This window comes from Mesorhizobium sp. M1078 (assembly GCF_040318615.1).
Lineage (GTDB): Bacteria > Pseudomonadota > Alphaproteobacteria > Rhizobiales > Rhizobiaceae > Mesorhizobium.
Genome location: NZ_JAMYMP010000001.1, coordinates 72,273 through 90,580, shown reverse-complemented (window position 1 = coordinate 90,580; position 18,308 = coordinate 72,273). Strand labels below are relative to the sequence as shown.

The following is an 18,308-nucleotide window of genomic DNA, read 5'->3' as shown; positions in this document are numbered from 1 at the left end:
GCCGGGAGCCTCGCCCGTCGCGTTGACCTCTTGGGTCCATGACGCTAGGGGATCGAGGGCAATCGTTTCAGGGGATCCGGCAGATGGTGCATTACGCGGACGGACGGCCGATCGGCGATCTGACCTTGCGTACGCTCGCCATGCCGGCCGATGCAAATGCGGCCGGCGACATCTTTGGCGGTTGGGTGATGGCGCAGATGGATCTTGCCTGCGGCATCCGTGCGGCCGAGCGGGCCAAGGGTCGCGTGGTGACGGCGGCTGTCAAGGAAATGTCCTTCGCCAAGGCGATGAAGATCGGCGACACGCTGTGCATCTACACCCATGTCGAGCGCGTCGGCCGCACCTCCATGACGCTCAAGGTCGAGGCCTGGGCGCAACGCTACCTTTCCGACCTGATGGAGAAGGTCACCCACGCCGATTTCGTCATGGTGGCGCTGGATAGCGACGGCAAGCCGAAGCCGATTCCAACCGAAAGTTGACATCGTCGATTCTGCCAAGCTTGCGCTTATGTAACATCCCCCGCGCGGGCGATGCGCTGCGCGACATCCAATGGTTGCCTTCACATCCGATTCTGCGGGCGGCGGAGGGAAGACAATGCGTCAACACATGCTGAACGGCTGGCTCGTGGCGGCCCTCGTCGCGGTGATCTGCCTGCTTGGCACGACCGCTTATACCGAGATCAGGAAAGAGCTTCCAAGCGTTGCCTGCACGCAAGACCGGACCGTTGGCAACGAGCGGACTGCCCAGCGGTCTGCAAGGGTAGAGACGTGCGGCGCAGTGTGTTGCAGCAACCCTGCGTCAAAGGCCTGAGGGCCCGTCAGCGGAAGACCTCGTCAGCCTCAAAATGATGATGCGCCGGCGAACGAAACGCTGCAGCTATGTCGATGGCGTGACCAACGATGCAAGGGCGGATCCAGTTAAACCCGGGTACGGGTCGTCGACGGCAAAATCCGTAAACTATTGCTGGGCAACGGTTTTCAGGCGTGCACGCCATCGAATCTTTCACGCGCCGCCTGGACCCGCGAGGTGTTTTTCCGCGCCCATTCGCCGAGCGCGCCGACCGGCACCAGCAGCTCATGGCCGAGCTCCGTCAGCTCATAGTCGACGCGTGGCGGGATGGTCGGGAACACGGTTCGGGTGACGAAGCCGTCGCGCTCAAGACCGCGCAAGGTGGTGGTCAGCATCTTCTGCGAAATGCCGCCGACAGCGGCGCGCAACTCATTGAAACGCAGCGGTCCGCCGCCCAGCTTGCCGACGACCAGAACGGTCCATTTGTCGCCGACGCGCTGCAGGATTTCCGAGACGGCGCGGCAGTCTTCGGTGTTGTGCGGGTGCCTCAGTAACATAACGGTGCCTCCTTGCGCTGCCATTTGTCAGTATCTCATATGGCGCCGGTATCCAAACGATACCAGCTTTTGCATATATGGAGAGCCCCATGTCCAAGCCCAAAATCGCCATCGTCGTCGGTTCGACACGCGCCGCGCGTTTCGCCGATGTGCCCGCCCAGTGGATCGCCAAGATCGCGAAATCTCATGCCGACATCGACGTCGAGACCGTCGACCTGCGCGACTGGCCGCTGCCCTTTTTCGACGAGGTCGCCTCGTCCGCCTGGGCGCCGTCGCAGAACGAAGTTGCCCAGCGCTGGCAAAAGAAGGTCGCCGAATTCGACGGCTTCATCTTCACCGCCGCCGAATACAATCATGGCCCGACGGCCGTGCTGAAGAACGCCATCGATTACGCCGCCAATGAATGGAACAAGAAGCCGGCCGGTTTCGTCGGCTATGGCAGCGTCGGCGGCTCGCGCGCTGTCGAACATTTGCGTCTTGCCGCGGTCGAATTGCAGATGGCGCCGGTCAAATCCGCCGTTCACATTGCCTGGAGCGATTTCCTGGCGGTGCGCCAGGGCGAGAAGAAGCTCGAGGAGATCGAGCATCTGAACCAGGCTGCCACGGCGCTGGTCAACGATGTTGCCTGGTGGGCCCGCGTGCTCAAGGCAGCGCGTCAGGCCGACGCGATTGCCGGCGAAGCCCAGGCGGCCTGAGCCTTATCCTCCCAAGGATCGATGATTTTTCCAAAGGGCGGCGTTTGCGCCGCCCTTTTTCATTCACGTGAAGAGGCGCTCTCGGCTCCCTTGGCCGGATGGTGGAGTCGGACCGGCAAGGTCGCGCTGATGCCTTGACGATCCCGCGCGAAGGATCGCCGCCTGTCACAGCCAACCGCCGGAAAACCCGGCCCGGCGCAGTCCTGTGGTGATGGCCGGCACGCGGCGCATCAATCGCCACAGGAAGTCGGACCGGTAGTTCTCGATCATCAGGGCGATCGGCCCCTGGTTGATGCCGACATGGTCCGGCGATACCCAACCGCAGGCGCGACCGTCGTCGGCAGCGATCGTCGGGTTGAAGCTCGCGGTGAAGCCGTAAGGGTTGCCGTCGCGCAGGTCCATCTCGTGGAAATGGCGCAGCGCCGGCAGCACGATTTCCGGCGCAAAAGGCAAGGAGGCGATTGCCGCCCATGGCGACAGCGTGCCGTCATCGGGGCCAAACGGTGCGCCGCGGGCGAGATAACCGAAGAAGCGGCGTCCATCGGCTCGCCGCGCGATCGGACCTGGGCCGTCGCTGGCGGTGACGCCCCAGCAATTCTCGCCATAGCCCGCGAACCCCCTCGGATTGCGGATTGCGTAATCGCGCTGCAGATACGTCGCCTGGCGGCTGTTTTCGAAATAGTCCCGGTCGTGATCGCGCATGAAGGCATCGCGGATGTCGCGAAAATCGATCCAGATATGCGAGAACTGGTGGATGAAAAGCGGGCCGGCATAGACCATCTCGCGGCCGTAGATGGTCTTCCATTTGTAAGTGGACAGCCAGGCCGCGTAGCTCTCGGGAGTTAGCGAGTGGGTCGGCGAACCGAGACCCAGGACGTACAGGATCAGCGCCTCGTCAAATCCTTCCCAGCGGTAGCGGAGAAAGCCTTTTCCAGGCCGCCAGCCATGGGTGACGGTGGCGCCGCCGTTCTGCGCCCAGCGCCAGTCGGCACGGCGGTAGAGCGCATCGGCAAGCTGGCGGATTTCCAGTTCGAGCTCATCGTCCTCGTCGAAATAAGCGCCGGCGGCCAGAACACCGGCAAGCAAAAGGGCGGTATCGATCGTGGACAGTTCGCAATTCCAGACGCGGCGGCCGGTCTTCATGTCGAGGAAATGATAGTAGAAACCCTTGTAGCCGGTGGCATCGGGCTCCGGCCCGTGCGGGGCGTTCCAGAAGAAGCGAAGCGTGGCGAGCGTCCGCTCGATTGCGGCATCGCGCGTCATGAAACCGCGCTCGACGCCGACGGGATAGGACGACAAAGCGAGCCCGACGGCGGCTATGCTGGCAGGCGACGCCTGCTTGTTGCGGTCGGCGACCAGGCCGTTGGCAGGGTTGGCCTCGTTGAGAAAATACTCAAAGGACAGGCGCTGGATATCTTGGAGAAGCTCGTCGTTTAGCGCGTGTTCGTTCGATGCATCCATGACAATCGATATAGAGGCTTTGGCTGCTTTTGCCATTCTTCCAGCGGATCAATCATGGGTGAGGGCAGGCTGGGGCCCGTAGCGAAAGGCGCTGCCGACGCACCGAATTCAAATCGAGGGGCTGCGAAGATCGGTTGGACCGCCATATGCACGGCCCTGCCATCTGGCCTGGCCGTCCTCCCCTGATATATCCGGCTGCGATCCATCACATGAGCATGCCCCGTGAAGTCACCCAGCCTGTCAGGCGTCGTTTCCCCCATGACCCCGGTGCTGGTCTGTGCACTTGCGATCTTCCTTCTGTCCGCCATGGATGCGGCGATGAAAATCCTGGTGATCGCCGTCGGTGTCTACAACACGGTGCTGTGGCGAAGCATGCTTGCGAGCGTGGTCGCGGGCACGGCCTGGGCGGCGGGGCCGCGTTCCCTTCCCACGCCTTCCGTGCTGCGGCTACACTCGCTGCGCGCCGTGGTCGTGGGCATCGTTCTGCTGTCGTTCTTCTGGGGCCTTGCCAGATTGCCGCTGGCGGATGGGATCGGGCTTAGTTTCGTCGCGCCGCTGTTCGCTCTCCTGCTGGCGGCGCTGCTTTTGGGCGAACGCATACAGCGCCAGGCGATCTGGGCGTCGCTGGCGGGCATCGCCGGCGTCGTCATCATCATGGCCGGACAGTTCGGGCAAGGGAATTATACCGGGGATGCCCTGCTTGGCACGGTGGCGGTGCTCGCATCGACGGTGTTCTACGCCTACAATCTGATCCTCTCGCGGCGGCAGGCGCTGGTGGCCAAGCCAGTCGAGATCATGCTGTTCCAGAACCTGTGCGTTGCCGCCGTCCTTCTCCCCGCCGCTCCCTGGCTCGCGGTTGCCCTGCCGGGCAATCTCTGGCTTCCGCTGGCCGGGGTGACGGCGCTGTCGCTCTCCGGCCAGTTCCTGATGAGCTGGTCCTACGCGCGGGCCGAAGCGCAATATCTGATCCCGACGGAGTATTCTGCCTTCATCTGGGCGATCGTGTTTGGCTGGCTGTTCTTCGACGAGGCGGCGACCTGGACCACGCTGGCTGGAGCGGCCCTGATCGTGGCCAGTTGCCTGATCGCCTCGCGCTCCAATCCGAAGCTTGCCGAACCGATCGAAGCCGCGGTCTGAGCGCGCTATTCGCTTTGACGGCAGAGCGTCAACGCACCACTTCGCGATGGCCGCTGGGCAGCCGGGTGGCGATCAGCTTGTCGATGCGGCGGCCGTCGAGGTCGACGACCTCGAAACGCCAGCCTTGCGCGTCGACGCATTCGCCGGTCGCCGGCAGATGGTGCATGTGCGACAGCACATAACCGGCGACGGTCTCGTAATCCCGATTTTCCGGCAGGTCGATACCGAGAACGTCAGCCATCTCGTCGGCTTGCATGTATCCCGCGAGCAGCCATGAGCCGTCCTCGCGCTTGACGGCGTTTTCCTCGTCGCCGGCGTCGGTATCGGCCCGGAAGACGCCGGTGATGGCCTCGAGAATGTCGGCAGGTGTGACGATCCCTTCGAAATGGCCGTATTCGTCATGCACCAGCGCCATCGGCACGTCGGATTCCTTCAGCTTCTGCAGCACATCCAGCGCGTCGGCCTGGTCGTAGACGATGGGGGCGGCGCGCACATGCTTGCGCGGATCGAGTGCGCGGCCGGCGAGCAGGGCGGCCAGCACGTCGCGCGTCTGAACAACGCCAACCATGACGTCGACCCCGCCATCGCCGGCCGGGAGGCGCGAATGCTGGGTCTCCATCAAGAGCTTGCGGATGGCGCCCTCATCGGACTGCAAATTGATCCAGTCGACCTCGGTGCGCGGCGTCATCACGGCGCGCACGGCGCGATCGCCGAGCCGCATGACGCCGGCGATCATGCGCCGCTCGTCGGATTCGATGGTGCCGTGATGCTCGGCCTCGGCGACCAGCATCTTGATCTCTTCGTCGGTGACCTTCTCCTCGCTCTCGCCGCGCTGGCCAAGCAGCCACAATATGGCGCGGCCGGAAATGTCGAGCAGGAACACCAGCGGCGCCGAGACGGTGGCTAGGATGGTCATTGCAGGCGCCGCGCGGGCGGCAACGCGCTCGGGATCGCGCAGCGCGATCTGCTTGGGCACCAGCTCGCCGACGATCAGCGAGAAATAGGTGATGATGGCGACGACGATCCCGACGCCGAGCGGGTCGGCGATGTTTTCGCGCATGCCGGTCGAGGCCAGGTACACCGAAAGCCTGTCGCCCAGCGTGGCGCCGGAGAAGGCGCCCGACAGCACGCCGACCAGAGTGATGCCGATCTGCACCGACGACAGGAATTTGCCGGGATTGGAGCCGAGCGTCAGCGCACGCCCGGCGCCATTGACGCCGCGGTCGATCATCGCCTTGAGCCGCGCCGGGCGCGACGACACGATGGCGAGCTCGGACATCGACAGAAGGCCGTTCACACAGATGAGGACGACCACGGTGGCGATTTCGACGTATAGCATCAGGGCTCAATAGCATTGCGGCGGGCCGCAGGAAAATAGTCCGCGATGATTTTTGGAAAATGACAGTGGTTCAGGGGAATTGCCTGAGCACCCCGACAACAGCCTTGCCGTCGGTGAAATAGGGATCGCCGCCGCCGTTGCGTCCGGTCCTGGTGGCGCCGATGCCCGGGATGTCGCTCGCCGAGGTCACCATGCCGGCCGCCGACAGGTCGTGGATCACGAGATCGCGCTCGGCGTCGATGTCAGGGGCGATATGGTGGGTGATGGCGCCGGTATCGCGGCTGAGACCAACGCCGCGGTCGAAGCTGGCCGAGCCCATCCAGAGCGTTCGGCCGTCGTCGCCGGTCGCATCGCTGCGCCAGAAGCGGACATGATGGCGCCGGTCGGCGCTCCCGCCGACCGGCTTTTCGAAGGCGAGATCCTGGGCGCGGCCTTCGAACAGCAGCCGGCTGACCGGGGCGTCAGGATAGGGATGGTCGAACAGCACGCTCTCACCGATTTCGATCGCGGTCTTTAGCGTCACGCCATCGGCCGTATCCCATCCGGTCATGGCGAAGGCATGGACCATCTCTTTTTCGGTACCGACAAGGCCGATATTGATCGGGTCGCCCGGAATGCCTTGCGGCGTGTGTGTCACCATCTCGAAAGTCTGCGTGCGAAAGCCGCGGTCGCGAACCGTCCAGAATTCCGGCGCAGCGACATAGGCGAGGGCCAGCCAGACCGCCAGAAGAGCGGCGAGCCAGGTCAATGCGCGTCGTTGCAGGCTTCGTCGGCTCATGAAAGCGGCTCGATCCGTGCGGTATCTGTGCCTGACGGACCCTGGAAATCAATGGCCAGCGGCGAGCAGCCGTTCTATCGTCGGCCATCGTTTTTGCGGGGGGTGAGCAGGAATGGATAAGAAGCCGGTGGGTCGCAGCTCGATGGCATTGACCGCGGACCTTGTCGCAAGGGTCGAGCGTGTCGAACCGGATCCGGGTCCCGAGCCCGGAACAACCGAGCATACAGACGCGGAGTTCGATAGTCTTGTCGAGCAACTTCTGTCGGAGCATCGGCCTGAAGCGCTATGGGTCTTTGCCTACGGGTCGCTGATCTGGAACCCCGAATTTGCCCATGTCGAGCAGCGCCCGGCCACGGCGCCAGGATGGCACCGCTCGTTCTGCCTGACGCTGACCCGTTGGCGCGGAACCCGTGATTTGCCGGCGCTGATGCTGGCGCTCGATCGAGGCGGCAGCTGCAACGGCATCGTCTATCGGCTGCCCGCGGAAGACCATGTCGGGCAACTTGGACAGTTGATGCGCCGCGAGATCGATGCCAATCCGCCGACTAACGTGCCATGCTGGATCAAGGTCAAGACCAAGGATGGGCCGTTGCGGGCCTTGGCTTTCGTCGCCGCGCCAGACGGCAGGGCCTATGCCGGCCGGCTGCCATTGGAGCAGGTTGCCGACACGCTGGCGCGGGCTGCCGGGCATTGGGGCTCGTCGGCTCAATACCTGTTCCGAACCGTCAGCAAGTTGGAAGAGAGCGGTATCCGCGACAGGAACCTTTGGCGCATCCAGGATCTGGTGGCCCAGCAAATCATCGCTTCCACCAGGAACGCCAATCCCGACTGATTTCTGAACGGTGAAACGCCTTAGCGGCAGGCGCGGTAGCCGCTTTTGCGGTTCTTGATGTCGAAATGGAAATGGTTGCGGTGATCGTAATTGTAGCCGGGACCGAGCACGGTGGTGAAATACTGGCAGCCGTCGGCACGCACATTGTTGAGGAAGCCGCGGGTGCGGAAGGCAAACAGGCCGGGCTTGCGCACGTCGATGTCGTCGCCGTTGTTGAGCTCGATGCTCATGACGTCGAGGGCGTTGCCCTTGCCGTGCTCGGACAGGACACCTTCGCCGGCGATGTTGCGGCAGGAATAGCTTGAGCCCTGGTGGATGGTCTTGACGCCCGAGAAATAGCGCCAGCGGGCGGAGGGAACCAGTTCGTTGCTGGTCCAGGCGGCGAAACTTGCGGCCATGTCGCAGGTCAATGTCGCGGCGGGCTTCATCTGGATGCCGCCGATGGCGGAGACCTTGACCGGCCAGTCTATGCCGCACTGTCCCTCATGGATCGGCTGCACATCGGTGTAGACGACGCGAAGGCGCTTCAGTTCGCCACGGCAATCGGTTTCGCTGGCCGGCATCTGCTGCGGCTCCGACTCCGACATCGGCTCGTCCATGTGCGGATAGGCGGCAGTCATATAGGGATTGGACGGGACGAGCTTCTGCATGCCTTCATATTGCGGCACGGCCGCGGTCTGCGAGCCGACATCGACGGCCGGCTGCAGCGACAGCACGCTGCCAGTGTTGCAAGCCGAAACGGCGGCCAGCGCAAGACCGGTGGCCAGTATCGCTGCGCTTTTTGCCTTCGCGGCGCGAAATATTGCGGCCATGGGCGGGATCCTGTCCTTGATCGGTGGGATTTTAACGATCAAGGGTAAAGGAAAACTCAGCGTTCCCGTTCATGCCTGCGGCCGAAATGCGGCAGCCATACCATCACCGGCATGACGATCACTGGAGGGCCATTACTGGCAGAAAGTGCCACCATTCCGGCGCGGTTCGAGATCGAGATGGAAATGCAGGGAATGGTCCGGGTCCGCGCCCGGTCCAAGCACGGTCTTGAACGGTCCGCAGGCGGCCTTGCGCACCGCATTGAGGAATTTGCCGTCCTTCTCGGGCGGCGTTGGACCGACTTCGATCTTTCTGCCATCCGACAACGTGAAGCTGGCAATATCGAGCGCGTTGCCGAAGGCATGTTCCGACAGATGGCGCGTGCCGTTGCGCGGCCGGCAAACAAAGGCCGATGCCTGGTTGATCGATTTCAGGTCGGCTCCGAACTCGGCTTTCGCCGCCGGCTGTATGATTTCGGCGGCAAAGCGGGCTGCCGCCTCGGCCATCGGGCAGTTGAGTTCGGTCGTGGGTCCGATGGCGATGGATTTTCCGAGCGACTTCAGCACCAGGGGATAGGGGATCGAGCAGCCGATGTCGGGATTGCTTTCCGCCTTATGCTCCTCGAATTCGACACCAAGGGCCGTCAGCCGCTCGCGACAGGCGACTTCCGCCGCCGGCATTTTTGCATCGGGCAAATCGGCCGAGCGCGCATCGGGCAGCATCTTCTTGTCGCCGGCATCGGGTTTTTCAGGTGGTTGCGGGGCAACGGCCGGCGGCTGAGCTTCAGGTTCCGAAGTGTCTGGCTTTTGTGTCGGAATCGGCACCGCGGCCGGCGGCTCGGGCTCGCTTTGCCTATCGGTCGACGGCTTCGGGGCTGACGGTCCGGGCCGCGCCTGCTTTTTAAAACGGGACTTTTCTTCGTTGAATCGATCGGACGCGCCAAGGGTGTTCGGACCTTCGGCCTTTTGCTTTTCGATCGGTGCCGCGCCGGTCTTCGGCGCCTCTGAAGGACGCGCCTCGGGCAGCGGGACAACGCGCGAGGGCTGCACCGGAACATCGGCGGGCGAGGGCTTTTTATCCGGGGTCTTTTGTTCCACCTGCTTTGGCGTGATGTGCCGCTTTGGACTGGGCTTCTGGCGGTGCTTGCTGCGCGGCTTAGGATGCGAGTCGACCCGCGGTGAAAACAGCTGCTCCAACCGCTGTGACAGCGGCGTGTAATGCTTCTTGCGCTGTTTGGCGTCGGCTTGCGTCAGCAGGGGCGTCAGCAGCAGAGCCGTGACGACCATGACCAGTGCAACCCTGCATGTTCGGGAAAGTACAGGCGACCCCATCGTCCTCAACGGCGCGAGCGCCCGGAGGTTGCCTGCGGCCCATCACGAACGGTAACCACGCCGTTACGCGCCAATCGCTTCCAGCCCTTCTTCCAGCCAGTCGGCCAAAAGCGGCATGCCGAGCAGGTATTTCGCCGTGCGCTTGTTGGCGCGGTCGCGCGCGGCGGCAACCGCATCGGACCATTCCGCAGCGTCATAGTCGCCGCGGCCGACCCAGGCCAGCGCGATCAACTCGGCCGCTTCGTCAACGTTGAGGTCGTTGATCAGCTCGCGCAGCTCTTCCTCGGTGAGGTCTTCCGCGCTTTCCTCCGCCAGACCGTCATGGTGGTGATTGGCATGTGATTCACCATCGAGCTCGACCTCATGCTCGGCACCGTCGGCATAGTCTTCGTTGACGGCAGCACTCAGTCCCTTTGCCTTGAGAATGAACAGGCGCACGGTGTCCGGGCCGATCGATAGCTCCCATTCCCGCTCACGGCGCTGTTGCACTCTCGGGCACCCCCGCTGATCATTTCCCGAATGATAGCGGATTTGCAGCGCGCGTCACGTCATGTTCTGATCCCTGGCTCCCGCCTTTGACCGAATTCAGGTTAGGCACGGCCGCACAAATAGTTTCGGCGGCTGCGGGTTTCCGGGATGAAAAGTCTGCATCCCGGCGTTAGCTTTTCATTATCGTCATTTTCCCTCAAGATCGTCATTATCCCTCAAGGAGGCTTCGATGCATAAAAGAGTGTTGATCCAGGCGGCTGCGGCGCTTGTGGCGCTGCAGTTCTTTGCGGTTCCGGTGTTTGCGGCCGGCGGCGGTGGCGGTGGTACCGAGACCACCACCCAGTGCAAGAAGGGGCAGGTCTGGGACAAGAAAAAGCAGAAATGCGTCGCGCCGAAGTACGGCATGCTGGACGACGACAACATCTACGATGCTGGTCACGACCTGGCCATGGCCGGGCGTTATGATGAGGCGATTGCCGTGCTCAGCCTTGCCGCCAACAAGCAGGATCCGCGCATCCTCAACTATCTCGGCTATTCGCATCGCCATTCCGGCCGTGTCACCGTCGGCCTCGGCTATTACGAGGAAGCGCTGCGCATCAACCCGGATTACACGCTGGTGCGCGAATATCTCGGCGAGGCCCATCTGCAGATCGGCGACCTGGCCGGCGCCCAGGAGCAGCTGGCCGAGATCGAGAAGCGGACCGGCAAAGGTTCCCGCGAATACGGCATGCTGGCCGAACAGATCTACCATTTCATGAGAAGCTGACCCCACCCCAACGGCTTCTCTGGGCCGGCTGCGAGCAATCGCAGTCGGTTTTTTGTTGTCGCCACTGCAACACGCTGCACGTGCCGTAACGACAATTGGACAATCGGCTCATGATTTTTCAAAAAGCCTGCTTTTTCAGCGTGAAAAACGCGCGAGGATCGCTATATTGGGGAAAATTGCGGTGAAACGGTTCCGTTAGCCCGAGGCTGCCGGACCCGTTTTCTTTTTATACCCATCGACAAGGCTTTCCCCGAAATGCGGGGGTGGCGGCAGGAAAGGTCAGGCATCATGAACAAGGTCCCGATGACAGGCGAGGGGTTCGCGTCATTGAAGGAAGAACTGCGCTGGCGCCAGCAGCAAGAGCGGCCGCGTATCATCGAGGCGATCTCCGAAGCGCGCTCGCATGGCGACCTGTCCGAAAATGCCGAATATCATGCCGCCAAAGAGGCGCAGAGCCTCAATGAGGGCCGTGTCAACGAACTGGAAGACTATATTGCTCGGGCCGAGGTGATCGACGTCACCAAGCTTAGCGGCGACAAGGTCAAGTTCGGCGCCACGGTGGTGCTGGTCGACGAGGACACCGAGGAAAAGAAGACCTACCAGATCGTCGGCGACCAGGAAGCGGACGTGAAATCGGGCCGTATTTCGATCTCCTCGCCGATTGCCCGTGCGCTGATCGGCAAGGAAGTCGGCGACGCGATTGAGGTCAACGCACCTGGCGGCGCCAGGGGTTACGAGATCGTCCAGGTGCAATTTATCTAGCACCTCAGAATTTCTGGAAGGTCCTATGCCGCAGCTTGGAGCTTAAGGGCTAATAGCTTTTCTGCTTCCGACACCACCTGTGCCGGCACGAGGCGCTCCCCCGATGCGGCCAGCAACGTTGAGGCATATTGCCCGCGCGGGCCGGTCAAACCCGGCTCGGTCGCCAGGAACACCGCGACCGTCGGCAGGCCGAAGGCGCTGGCGAGGTGGGTCAGACCGGTGTCGGCGCCGATAACCAGCGTCGAGCGGCCAAGGATCGCGGCGATGTCTGCCAGCGGCGATCTCGGCACCACGATCGTTGACGGCACGGCTTTCGCGATTGCCTCGGCGACCGCCTTCTCACGCTCGTTCGACCAGGTGGTGACCGGCGTCATTCCGGTACCAACCAGCAGGCGAGCGGTTTCGATCCAGTCTTCGGCGGGCCATTTCTTGTCTTCGCGGCTGGTGCCGTGCAGCAGGAAGGCCGTCTTGCCGTCGATGCCGGCCAGGCGGCCCGGAGGCGGCACAATCCCGGATGCCAGGGTCGAAAGGTCGGGCTCGTAGCCGAGCGCCAGCCCGAACAGCCGGCGCGTGCGTTCGATGGCGTGCAGGTTGCGCGGCACGGCGTATTTGCGCTGGTAAAACAACGTTGCCAAGGGCTCCCGCGCGCTCGCGCGGTCGAAACCTGCGATTGGTGCCGCTGCCTGTTTCGCCACCAGGGCCGATTTCAGCAGCCCCTGAGCATCGATGACGAGGTCGTACTCGCCTGCTTGCAGAGCGCGGCGCAAGCTTGTCGCCTCCCGCCATGTGCCGGCGTTGAACAGATGCTTGCGCCAGCGCCGGATGGCGACGGTATGGATCTTTGCTATCGCCGGATGCAGCGCGACGATGGCGGCAAAGGCTTCTTCGACGCACCAGTCGAAGGCGATATCGGGGCGCTTGCGGCGTGCATCTTCGACGGCGGGGAAGGTGTGGGTGACGTCGCCCATCGAGGAGGTCTTGACGATCAAAACCTTCATGCGGCGGCCGGGAGTTCCAGCAACCTGTCCGCCGCCGCTGCCACTTGGGCAACGTCCAGCGTCTTCAGGCAGTTGAGGTGGCCGAGCGGGCAGATCTTCCGGTGGCAGGGCGAACAGGACAGATGCAACCAGATCAGTTCGCGCTGTTCAGCCAACGGCGGCGTGTTTTCCGGCGAGGTCGAACCGTAGACGGCAACGACCGGTGTGCCGACGGCGGCCGCGACATGCATCAGCCCGCTGTCGTTGGACACCGCCAGCCTGGCCGCGGCGATCAGGTCGATGGCGTCCTCCAGCCGCGTCTTTCCTGCCAGATCGACGACACCGGGCGCGAGTGCTGCGATCTCGGCGGTGACGTCGCGATCGTTCTTCGAGCCGAACAACGCGACCTCGAATCCTTTCGCCATCATCTCTCCGGCGAGGCCGGCATAGCTTTCGCTAGGCCAGCGTTTGGCCGGACCGAATTCGGCGCCGGGCATCATGGCGACGAATTTTCCCGGCTGCAGGTCGAAGCGGGCGAGCAACTCTTTCTGATTGCCGCCATCGACGGTCAGGTGCGGCGCCCGGAAATGGCCACCCTGGGCAAGACCGAAATAGGCCTGCGCGGTGCGCCGTTTGACGGCATCGGGCAGCGGCACGATGTCGGTCAGCAGGCCGTAGCGCATTTCCCGGAGATTGCCGAAGCGGTGGGGGATGCGGGCAAAGAACGGGATCAGCGCCGATTTCCAGCTGCCCGGCAGGACGTAGGCCATGTCGTAGCGGCCGCGCAGCAGGCGGCCGAAGCGGCGGCGAATGGTGAATTCGAGCGCGCCCGGTTGCAGCGGGAAATCGATCTGCTGGCGAATCTCGGGCATGCGCTTGACCAGCGGGGCCGCCCAGGCCGGGGCCAGCACGTCGATGGCGGCGTTGGGATGGACGTCCTTCAGCGCTGAAAACAGGCACTGCGCCATGACCATATCGCCCACCCAGCGTGGGCCGATCACGAGGATCGTTGGGCTTTCAGCCATTCGACATAGTCTCTGACGCCGGTTTCCACTGTGCGGAATTGCCCGTTATAGCCGGCTGCACGCAAACGGGACATATCAGCCTGGGTAAAACTCTGGTAGCTGCCCTTGAGGTGATCGGGGAATTCAATGAACTCGATCTCGCCCTTGCCCAGCGTATCGATCACGGTCTCGGCAATGGCGCGGAACGGCTGGGCGCGGCCGGTGCCGCAGTTGAAGATGCCGCTCGAGCCGCGCTTCCACAGCCACAGATTGACGTCGGCGACATCGCCGACATGAATGAAGTCGCGGCTCTGTTCGCCAGGCCCGAAGCCGTCATGGGCGCCGAACAGCTTTGGGTTTTCGCCGCGCCCGACCTGATTGAACAGATGAAAGGCGACCGAGGCCATGGCGCCCTTGTGCGCCTCGCGCGGGCCATAGACGTTGAAGTAGCGCAAGCCGGCGACCTGCGAATGATCGGTGTCGAACACAGTGCGCCTGACATAGTCGTCGAATAGTTTCTTCGAATAGGCGTAGACGTTGAGCGGCCGCTCAAGTGCGGGGTCCTCGCGAAACTCCGAACCGCCGCCGTAGACGGAAGCCGAGGAGGCATAGAGGAACGGTATGCGCAGCGAAAGACAGCCATGCAGCAAGCGCTTTGAGAAGGCGTAGTTCACGTCCATCATGAACTTGCCGTTCCATTCCGTGGTGGTCGAGCAGGCGCCCTGGTGGAAGACGGCCTCGACGCGGCCTAGGTCGCCGGCTTCCAAGGTGGCCAAGAATTCGTCCTTGTCGAGATAGTCGGCTATCTGCAAATCGGCCAGGTTGGCGATCTTGTGGCCGTCGGTGAGGTCGTCGACGACGAGGATGTCATCATGGCCTTCGGCATTGAGTGCGGCGACGATGTTGGAGCCGATCATGCCGGCCCCGCCCGTGACGATGATCATGAACGCCTCTGGTTGCTTGCGATTCCGGTCCTTATAAGGGAGGCCAAGCGTACTGTCGATGAAGCACCACGACGCCACAGTGAGACCGCGAAGCGGCCGCTTTATTCGAGGCCCGCAAGCTAGGGGACAAAAAATGCCGTCGACCGAACTGCTCATTGCGTTTTTCGCCACCACGGCGATCTTTGCCTATATTCCAGGACCGGCGATGCTCTATGCCGCCGCGCAGACCATGGCGCGCGGGCGCTGGTCGGGGCTGACGGCGGCACTTGGCATCCATCTTGGCGGTTATTTCCATGTCTTTGCGGCTGCCGCCGGGCTGTCGGTGCTCTTCCATGCGGTGCCGCCGCTCTACATGGCGGTCAAGCTCATCGGCGCGCTCTATCTGATCTGGCTTGGCGTGTCCTTGTTCCGCAAGCGCGGGGACGGTGACACGGCGCTGCCGGCGATCGAGCGCAAATCGGCGCGCCGGGCATTTTTCGAGAGCATCACCGTCGAAGTGCTCAATCCGAAGACGGCGATCTTCTTCATGGCGTTCCTGCCACAGTTCATCGATGCCTCGGCGGGTTTCCCGGTGTGGCTGCAATTCGTCGTGCTGGGCACCATCGTCAATTTAATGTTCTCTTCGGCAGATATTGTCTGCGTGTTGCTGGCAGGCATGGTGATCGCCCGGCTGAAGCGCTCCAGCCGTGCGCAGCGCATCATGCAGCGGGCGGGCGGGGCGGTGCTGGTCGGACTGGGCGTCCACGTCGCGTTGCAGAAGAGCTGACGGCCGCCCTGACGTTGCGCTGCGCGGATTTGCGGTATATCGGCTTCGCCATGAACGATCCGGCCCGTAAATTGACAATTTTCAGCGTGATTGAGGTCGGCCTTTCCCTCGCATTGCCAGTGACATGATCAAGCACAATCCGCCTTCGCCCGAACCTTTGCACCGCGCCATTGCCCGCTTTGGCGACGTTGCCGTGCTGGTGGTCGGCGACTTCATCCTCGACCGTTTCGTCAACGGCGTCATCGAGCGCATCTCGCCGGAAGCGCCGATCCCGGTGCTGCACGGGCGCGGCGAGACCTCGACGATGGGCGGCGCAGGCAACGTTGTCGCCAACATCGTCTCGCTGGGTGCCAGCGCTATTCCCATATCGGTGATCGGCACCGATGTGGCCGGCGACAATCTGGTGCGCATGCTGCGCGAACTCGGCGCCGATACGGCTGATATGGCGCAGGAGCGCGGTCGCATGACGTCGTCGAAGAGCCGCTTCAGCGCGCTCAATCAGCAGGTGCTGCGCTTCGATGAGGAAGAGATCAAGCCGCTCGACGACAAGGAACGGGCGGACCTGGTCCGGCATTTTCGCGCCGCACTCACGCGCGCCGACATCGTCATTCTGTCCGACTATGGCAAGGGCATCTTGCTCGACGGCGTCGCCGCCGACCTGATCGCCATCTGCCGCGAGGCGGGAAAACCGGTGCTGGTCGATCCCAAGGGCCGCGACTATGCGCGCTATGCCGGCGCGACCGCCATCACGCCCAACCGCAAGGAGCTTGGCGAAGCTGTCGGTCGCCCGGTTTTCGCCGACGACGAGATCGTCGCGGCGGCACGCCAGCTGATTTCGGCACATGGCTTCGACTTCGTCGTCGCCACCCGCAGCGAAAAGGGCATGAGCGTCGTCGGCGCGGATGAGGCGCGCCACATCGCCACCCAGGCGCGCGAAGTTTTCGACGTTTCGGGCGCCGGCGATACGGTAATCGCGAGCTTCGCGCTGGCTCTGGCCGCGGGCGCCGATCGCGTCATGGCCGCCTCCATCGCCAATGCCGCCGGCGGTGTGGTGGTGGGCAAACGCGGCACCGCGCGGCTGACCGTGGAGGAACTCACCGGCGCGCTGTTCCGCTCGCACGGCCCCACCGCCCACAAGGACGCCATCCTCGATGCCGCATCGGCCGCGCGCATGGTGGCGGCGTGGAAGGACGAGGGCCTGAGCGTCGGCTTCACCAATGGCTGCTTCGATATATTGCATGCCGGCCATGTCAGTCTTCTCCACGCGGCGCGCAGCCAGTGCGACCGGCTGGTGCTCGGCCTCAACAGCGATGCCTCGGTGCGTCGGCTGAAAGGCGCCGGGCGCCCGGTCAACGATCAGCATGATCGTGCCTGCGTGCTCGCCGCCCTGGCCTCGGTCGATGCGGTCGTGGTGTTCGAAGAGGATACGCCGCTGGCGCTGATCGAGGCGCTTCTGCCCGACATTCTGGTCAAGGGCGCCGACTACACGGTCGAAACCGTTGTCGGCGCCGATGTGGTGCAGAAGGCGGGCGGGCGCGTCGTCCTGGTCGACCTTGTCGCCGGCAAGAGCACCACCGGCACGATCGGCAAATTGCGCGCCGGCGGCGGTACCAACTGAGGGATTTCATGTCCGGACTGAATGACTATCTGGTCCGCTCGGCGGCCGCGATCACCGCGACAGTCGAGCGTGACCTGACCGCCGAGATGGAACGTGCTGTGAGTGCGGTCTTCGCCGCGCTTTCCTCGGGCAAGGCGCTGCTGGTCTGCGGCAATGGCGGCTCGGCCAGCGACGCCATCCACATTGCCACCGAACTGGTCGGCCGCTTCCTTAAGGAGCGCAAGGCCTACAATGTGATTGCGCTGCCGGCAAACGCGGGCATGCTGACCGCCTGGGGCAATGACTATGGCTTCGACACCGTGTTTTCGCGCCAGGTCGAGGCGCATGGCGCGCCCGGCGGCGTGCTGCTTGCCATCTCGACCAGCGGCAATTCGCCGAGCATTCTGGCTGCCGCCGAACAGGCTCGGATGATGGGCATGACGGTGGTCAGCCTCACCGGCGACAGCGGTGGCAAACTCAAGCCGCTCACCGACATACTGCTCAACGTGCCCTCGACCTCGACGCCGATCATCCAGCAGGGACATCTCTGCCTCTACCACTATCTCTGCGAGGTGGTGGAAGACCGTCTGTCGAATGGCTGACACCGGGGCCTACGGTCCATACCCGCTGGCTGAGCCCGGCCTGTGGGTTGAGCGGGTGGGTTCGCGGGTGTTTCCAGCCAACGCGCCGGCGCTGTTCCTCGACCGCGACGGCACCATCAATGTCGACACCGGCTATCCCGACGATCCAGCCAAAATGGCGCTGCGCGACGGCATCGTGCCGGTCATCGCGGCGGCCAACCGGGGCAACATCCCGGTGGTCATCGTCACCAACCAGTCCGGCATCGCGCGCGGCTATTTCGGCTGGAAGGAATTTGCCGCGGTCAACGGCCGGGTTCTCAAGCTGCTTGCCGCCGGCGATGCCTTCGTCGACATGGTTCTGGCCTGCGCCTACCACGAGGCGGGCAGCGGGCCACTGGCGGTCGCCGACCATCCAATGCGCAAGCCCAATCCGGGCATGCTGCTACAGGCCCGGCAGCGTCTCGGCCTCGATCTCAAACGCTCGCTGATCGTCGGCGACAATCCCGCGGATATGCAGGCCGGACAACGTGCCGGCCTGCCGCGCGGCTGGCTGGTGGATGGCGAGAGAAGTAATGAGCCGGGCTTCGAGGTTCTGCCGCTGCGCAACCCCGATGATCTGGAAGGGCTTTTGAGGGCTGTCGAGTCGCTCGGATCGAGACTGATTTAGCTTTCCGGATCTGTTACGCCGCAATC

General features: G+C 63.4%; 20 protein-coding genes. 10 read left to right on the top strand and 10 right to left on the bottom strand.

The window, feature by feature from the left end:
• Positions 1-83 precede the first annotated feature (83 nt).
• Entirely contained in the window at positions 84-479 is a 396-nt protein-coding gene (locus tag NKH38_RS00465; protein WP_023671995.1) for an acyl-CoA thioesterase, read from the top strand.
• Between the two features lie 498 nt (positions 480-977).
• On the opposite strand, the gene NKH38_RS00460 is transcribed toward NKH38_RS00465, so the two are convergent.
• Entirely contained in the window at positions 978-1,346 is a 369-nt protein-coding gene (locus tag NKH38_RS00460; protein WP_023683744.1) for a winged helix-turn-helix transcriptional regulator, read from the bottom strand.
• Positions 1,347-1,435: 89 nt separating this feature from the next.
• Here NKH38_RS00460 and NKH38_RS00455 point away from each other — a divergent pair, with 89 nt between their 5' ends.
• Positions 1,436-2,041, top strand: coding sequence for an NADPH-dependent FMN reductase (locus NKH38_RS00455; protein WP_023671992.1), 606 nt, complete (start codon positions 1,436-1,438; stop codon positions 2,039-2,041).
• Between the two features lie 165 nt (positions 2,042-2,206).
• Here the strand turns inward: NKH38_RS00455 and NKH38_RS00450 are convergent, their stop codons facing one another.
• Positions 2,207-3,502 (bottom strand): glucoamylase family protein, encoded by a 1,296-nt coding sequence (locus tag NKH38_RS00450; RefSeq protein ID WP_352758395.1) that lies wholly within the window; start codon positions 3,500-3,502, stop codon positions 2,207-2,209.
• 258 nt (positions 3,503-3,760) lie between these two features.
• Here NKH38_RS00450 and NKH38_RS00445 point away from each other — a divergent pair, with 258 nt between their 5' ends.
• Positions 3,761-4,639 (top strand): DMT family transporter, encoded by an 879-nt coding sequence (locus tag NKH38_RS00445; RefSeq protein ID WP_352759258.1) that lies wholly within the window; start codon positions 3,761-3,763, stop codon positions 4,637-4,639.
• A 28-nt stretch (positions 4,640-4,667) separates the two neighbouring features.
• Here the strand turns inward: NKH38_RS00445 and NKH38_RS00440 are convergent, their stop codons facing one another.
• Positions 4,668-5,978 carry a hemolysin family protein gene (locus tag NKH38_RS00440; protein WP_023683747.1) on the bottom strand — a complete coding sequence of 437 codons (1,311 nt, stop codon included), beginning with the start codon at positions 5,976-5,978 and terminating at the stop codon, positions 4,668-4,670.
• 70 nt (positions 5,979-6,048) lie between these two features.
• On the bottom strand, positions 6,049-6,756 hold the full coding sequence (locus tag NKH38_RS00435; protein ID WP_023711169.1) for an LssY C-terminal domain-containing protein: 708 nt from the start codon (positions 6,754-6,756) through the stop codon (positions 6,049-6,051).
• A 112-nt stretch (positions 6,757-6,868) separates the two neighbouring features.
• On the opposite strand from NKH38_RS00435, the gene NKH38_RS00430 reads away from it, so the two are divergent.
• Positions 6,869-7,588 carry a gamma-glutamylcyclotransferase gene (locus NKH38_RS00430; RefSeq protein WP_023705875.1) on the top strand — a complete coding sequence of 240 codons (720 nt, stop codon included), beginning with the start codon at positions 6,869-6,871 and terminating at the stop codon, positions 7,586-7,588.
• A gap of 20 nt (positions 7,589-7,608) precedes the next feature.
• Here NKH38_RS00430 and NKH38_RS00425 read toward each other — a convergent pair whose 3' ends face one another.
• From NKH38_RS00425 to NKH38_RS00415, 3 genes are all read right to left on the bottom strand, one after another.
• A complete protein-coding gene (locus NKH38_RS00425; RefSeq protein ID WP_023701608.1) occupies positions 7,609-8,400 on the bottom strand; it encodes an extensin-like domain-containing protein in 792 nt (263 codons plus the stop codon).
• Between the two features lie 132 nt (positions 8,401-8,532).
• The gene (locus NKH38_RS00420) at positions 8,533-9,594 is read right to left on the bottom strand and encodes an extensin-like domain-containing protein (RefSeq protein ID WP_023711170.1); all 1,062 of its coding nucleotides are present in this window, start codon (positions 9,592-9,594) and stop codon (positions 8,533-8,535) included.
• A 198-nt stretch (positions 9,595-9,792) separates the two neighbouring features.
• The gene (locus tag NKH38_RS00415) at positions 9,793-10,218 is read right to left on the bottom strand and encodes a DUF3775 domain-containing protein (RefSeq protein ID WP_023683751.1); all 426 of its coding nucleotides are present in this window, start codon (positions 10,216-10,218) and stop codon (positions 9,793-9,795) included.
• A gap of 229 nt (positions 10,219-10,447) precedes the next feature.
• Here NKH38_RS00415 and NKH38_RS00410 point away from each other — a divergent pair, with 229 nt between their 5' ends.
• Together NKH38_RS00410 and greA are read left to right on the top strand one after the other, a co-directional pair.
• Complete coding sequence (locus NKH38_RS00410; RefSeq protein WP_023695764.1) at positions 10,448-10,984, top strand: tetratricopeptide repeat protein; 537 nt, start codon at positions 10,448-10,450, stop codon at positions 10,982-10,984.
• A 288-nt stretch (positions 10,985-11,272) separates the two neighbouring features.
• Positions 11,273-11,746, top strand: a complete 474-nt coding sequence (gene greA, locus NKH38_RS00405) for a transcription elongation factor GreA (protein WP_023683753.1) — start codon at positions 11,273-11,275, stop codon at positions 11,744-11,746.
• Positions 11,747-11,769: 23 nt separating this feature from the next.
• Here the strand turns inward: greA and waaC are convergent, their stop codons facing one another.
• The 3 genes from waaC to rfaD are packed head-to-tail and all read right to left on the bottom strand — an operon-like array spanning position 11,770 to position 14,671.
• Positions 11,770-12,744, bottom strand: coding sequence for a lipopolysaccharide heptosyltransferase I (waaC, locus tag NKH38_RS00400; protein WP_023828099.1), 975 nt, complete (start codon positions 12,742-12,744; stop codon positions 11,770-11,772).
• Positions 12,741-13,748, bottom strand: a complete 1,008-nt coding sequence (gene waaF, locus NKH38_RS00395; RefSeq protein WP_027049929.1) for a lipopolysaccharide heptosyltransferase II — start codon at positions 13,746-13,748, stop codon at positions 12,741-12,743. The genes waaC and waaF overlap by 4 nt, the downstream gene beginning before the upstream one ends.
• Positions 13,721-14,671: an ADP-glyceromanno-heptose 6-epimerase gene (rfaD, locus tag NKH38_RS00390; protein WP_023671978.1), complete on the bottom strand. Its 951-nt coding sequence runs from the start codon at positions 14,669-14,671 to the stop codon at positions 13,721-13,723. Before rfaD ends, waaF begins: the two co-directional genes overlap by 28 nt.
• 133 nt (positions 14,672-14,804) lie before the next feature.
• Between rfaD and NKH38_RS00385 the strand changes: the two genes are divergently transcribed.
• The 4 genes from NKH38_RS00385 to NKH38_RS00370 all read left to right on the top strand — a co-directional run bounded on the left by NKH38_RS00385 (position 14,805) and on the right by NKH38_RS00370 (position 18,282).
• Positions 14,805-15,437, top strand: a complete 633-nt coding sequence (locus NKH38_RS00385) for a LysE family translocator (protein ID WP_023671977.1) — start codon at positions 14,805-14,807, stop codon at positions 15,435-15,437.
• Positions 15,438-15,561: 124 nt separating this feature from the next.
• The gene (gene rfaE1, locus NKH38_RS00380; protein WP_023671976.1) at positions 15,562-17,055 is read left to right on the top strand and encodes a D-glycero-beta-D-manno-heptose-7-phosphate kinase; all 1,494 of its coding nucleotides are present in this window, start codon (positions 15,562-15,564) and stop codon (positions 17,053-17,055) included.
• A gap of 8 nt (positions 17,056-17,063) precedes the next feature.
• On the top strand, positions 17,064-17,636 hold the full coding sequence (locus NKH38_RS00375; RefSeq protein WP_352758389.1) for a D-sedoheptulose-7-phosphate isomerase: 573 nt from the start codon (positions 17,064-17,066) through the stop codon (positions 17,634-17,636).
• Positions 17,629-18,282 carry a D-glycero-alpha-D-manno-heptose-1,7-bisphosphate 7-phosphatase gene (locus NKH38_RS00370; protein WP_352758388.1) on the top strand — a complete coding sequence of 218 codons (654 nt, stop codon included), beginning with the start codon at positions 17,629-17,631 and terminating at the stop codon, positions 18,280-18,282. The genes NKH38_RS00375 and NKH38_RS00370 overlap by 8 nt, the downstream gene beginning before the upstream one ends.
• Positions 18,283-18,308: the final 26 nt, after the last annotated feature.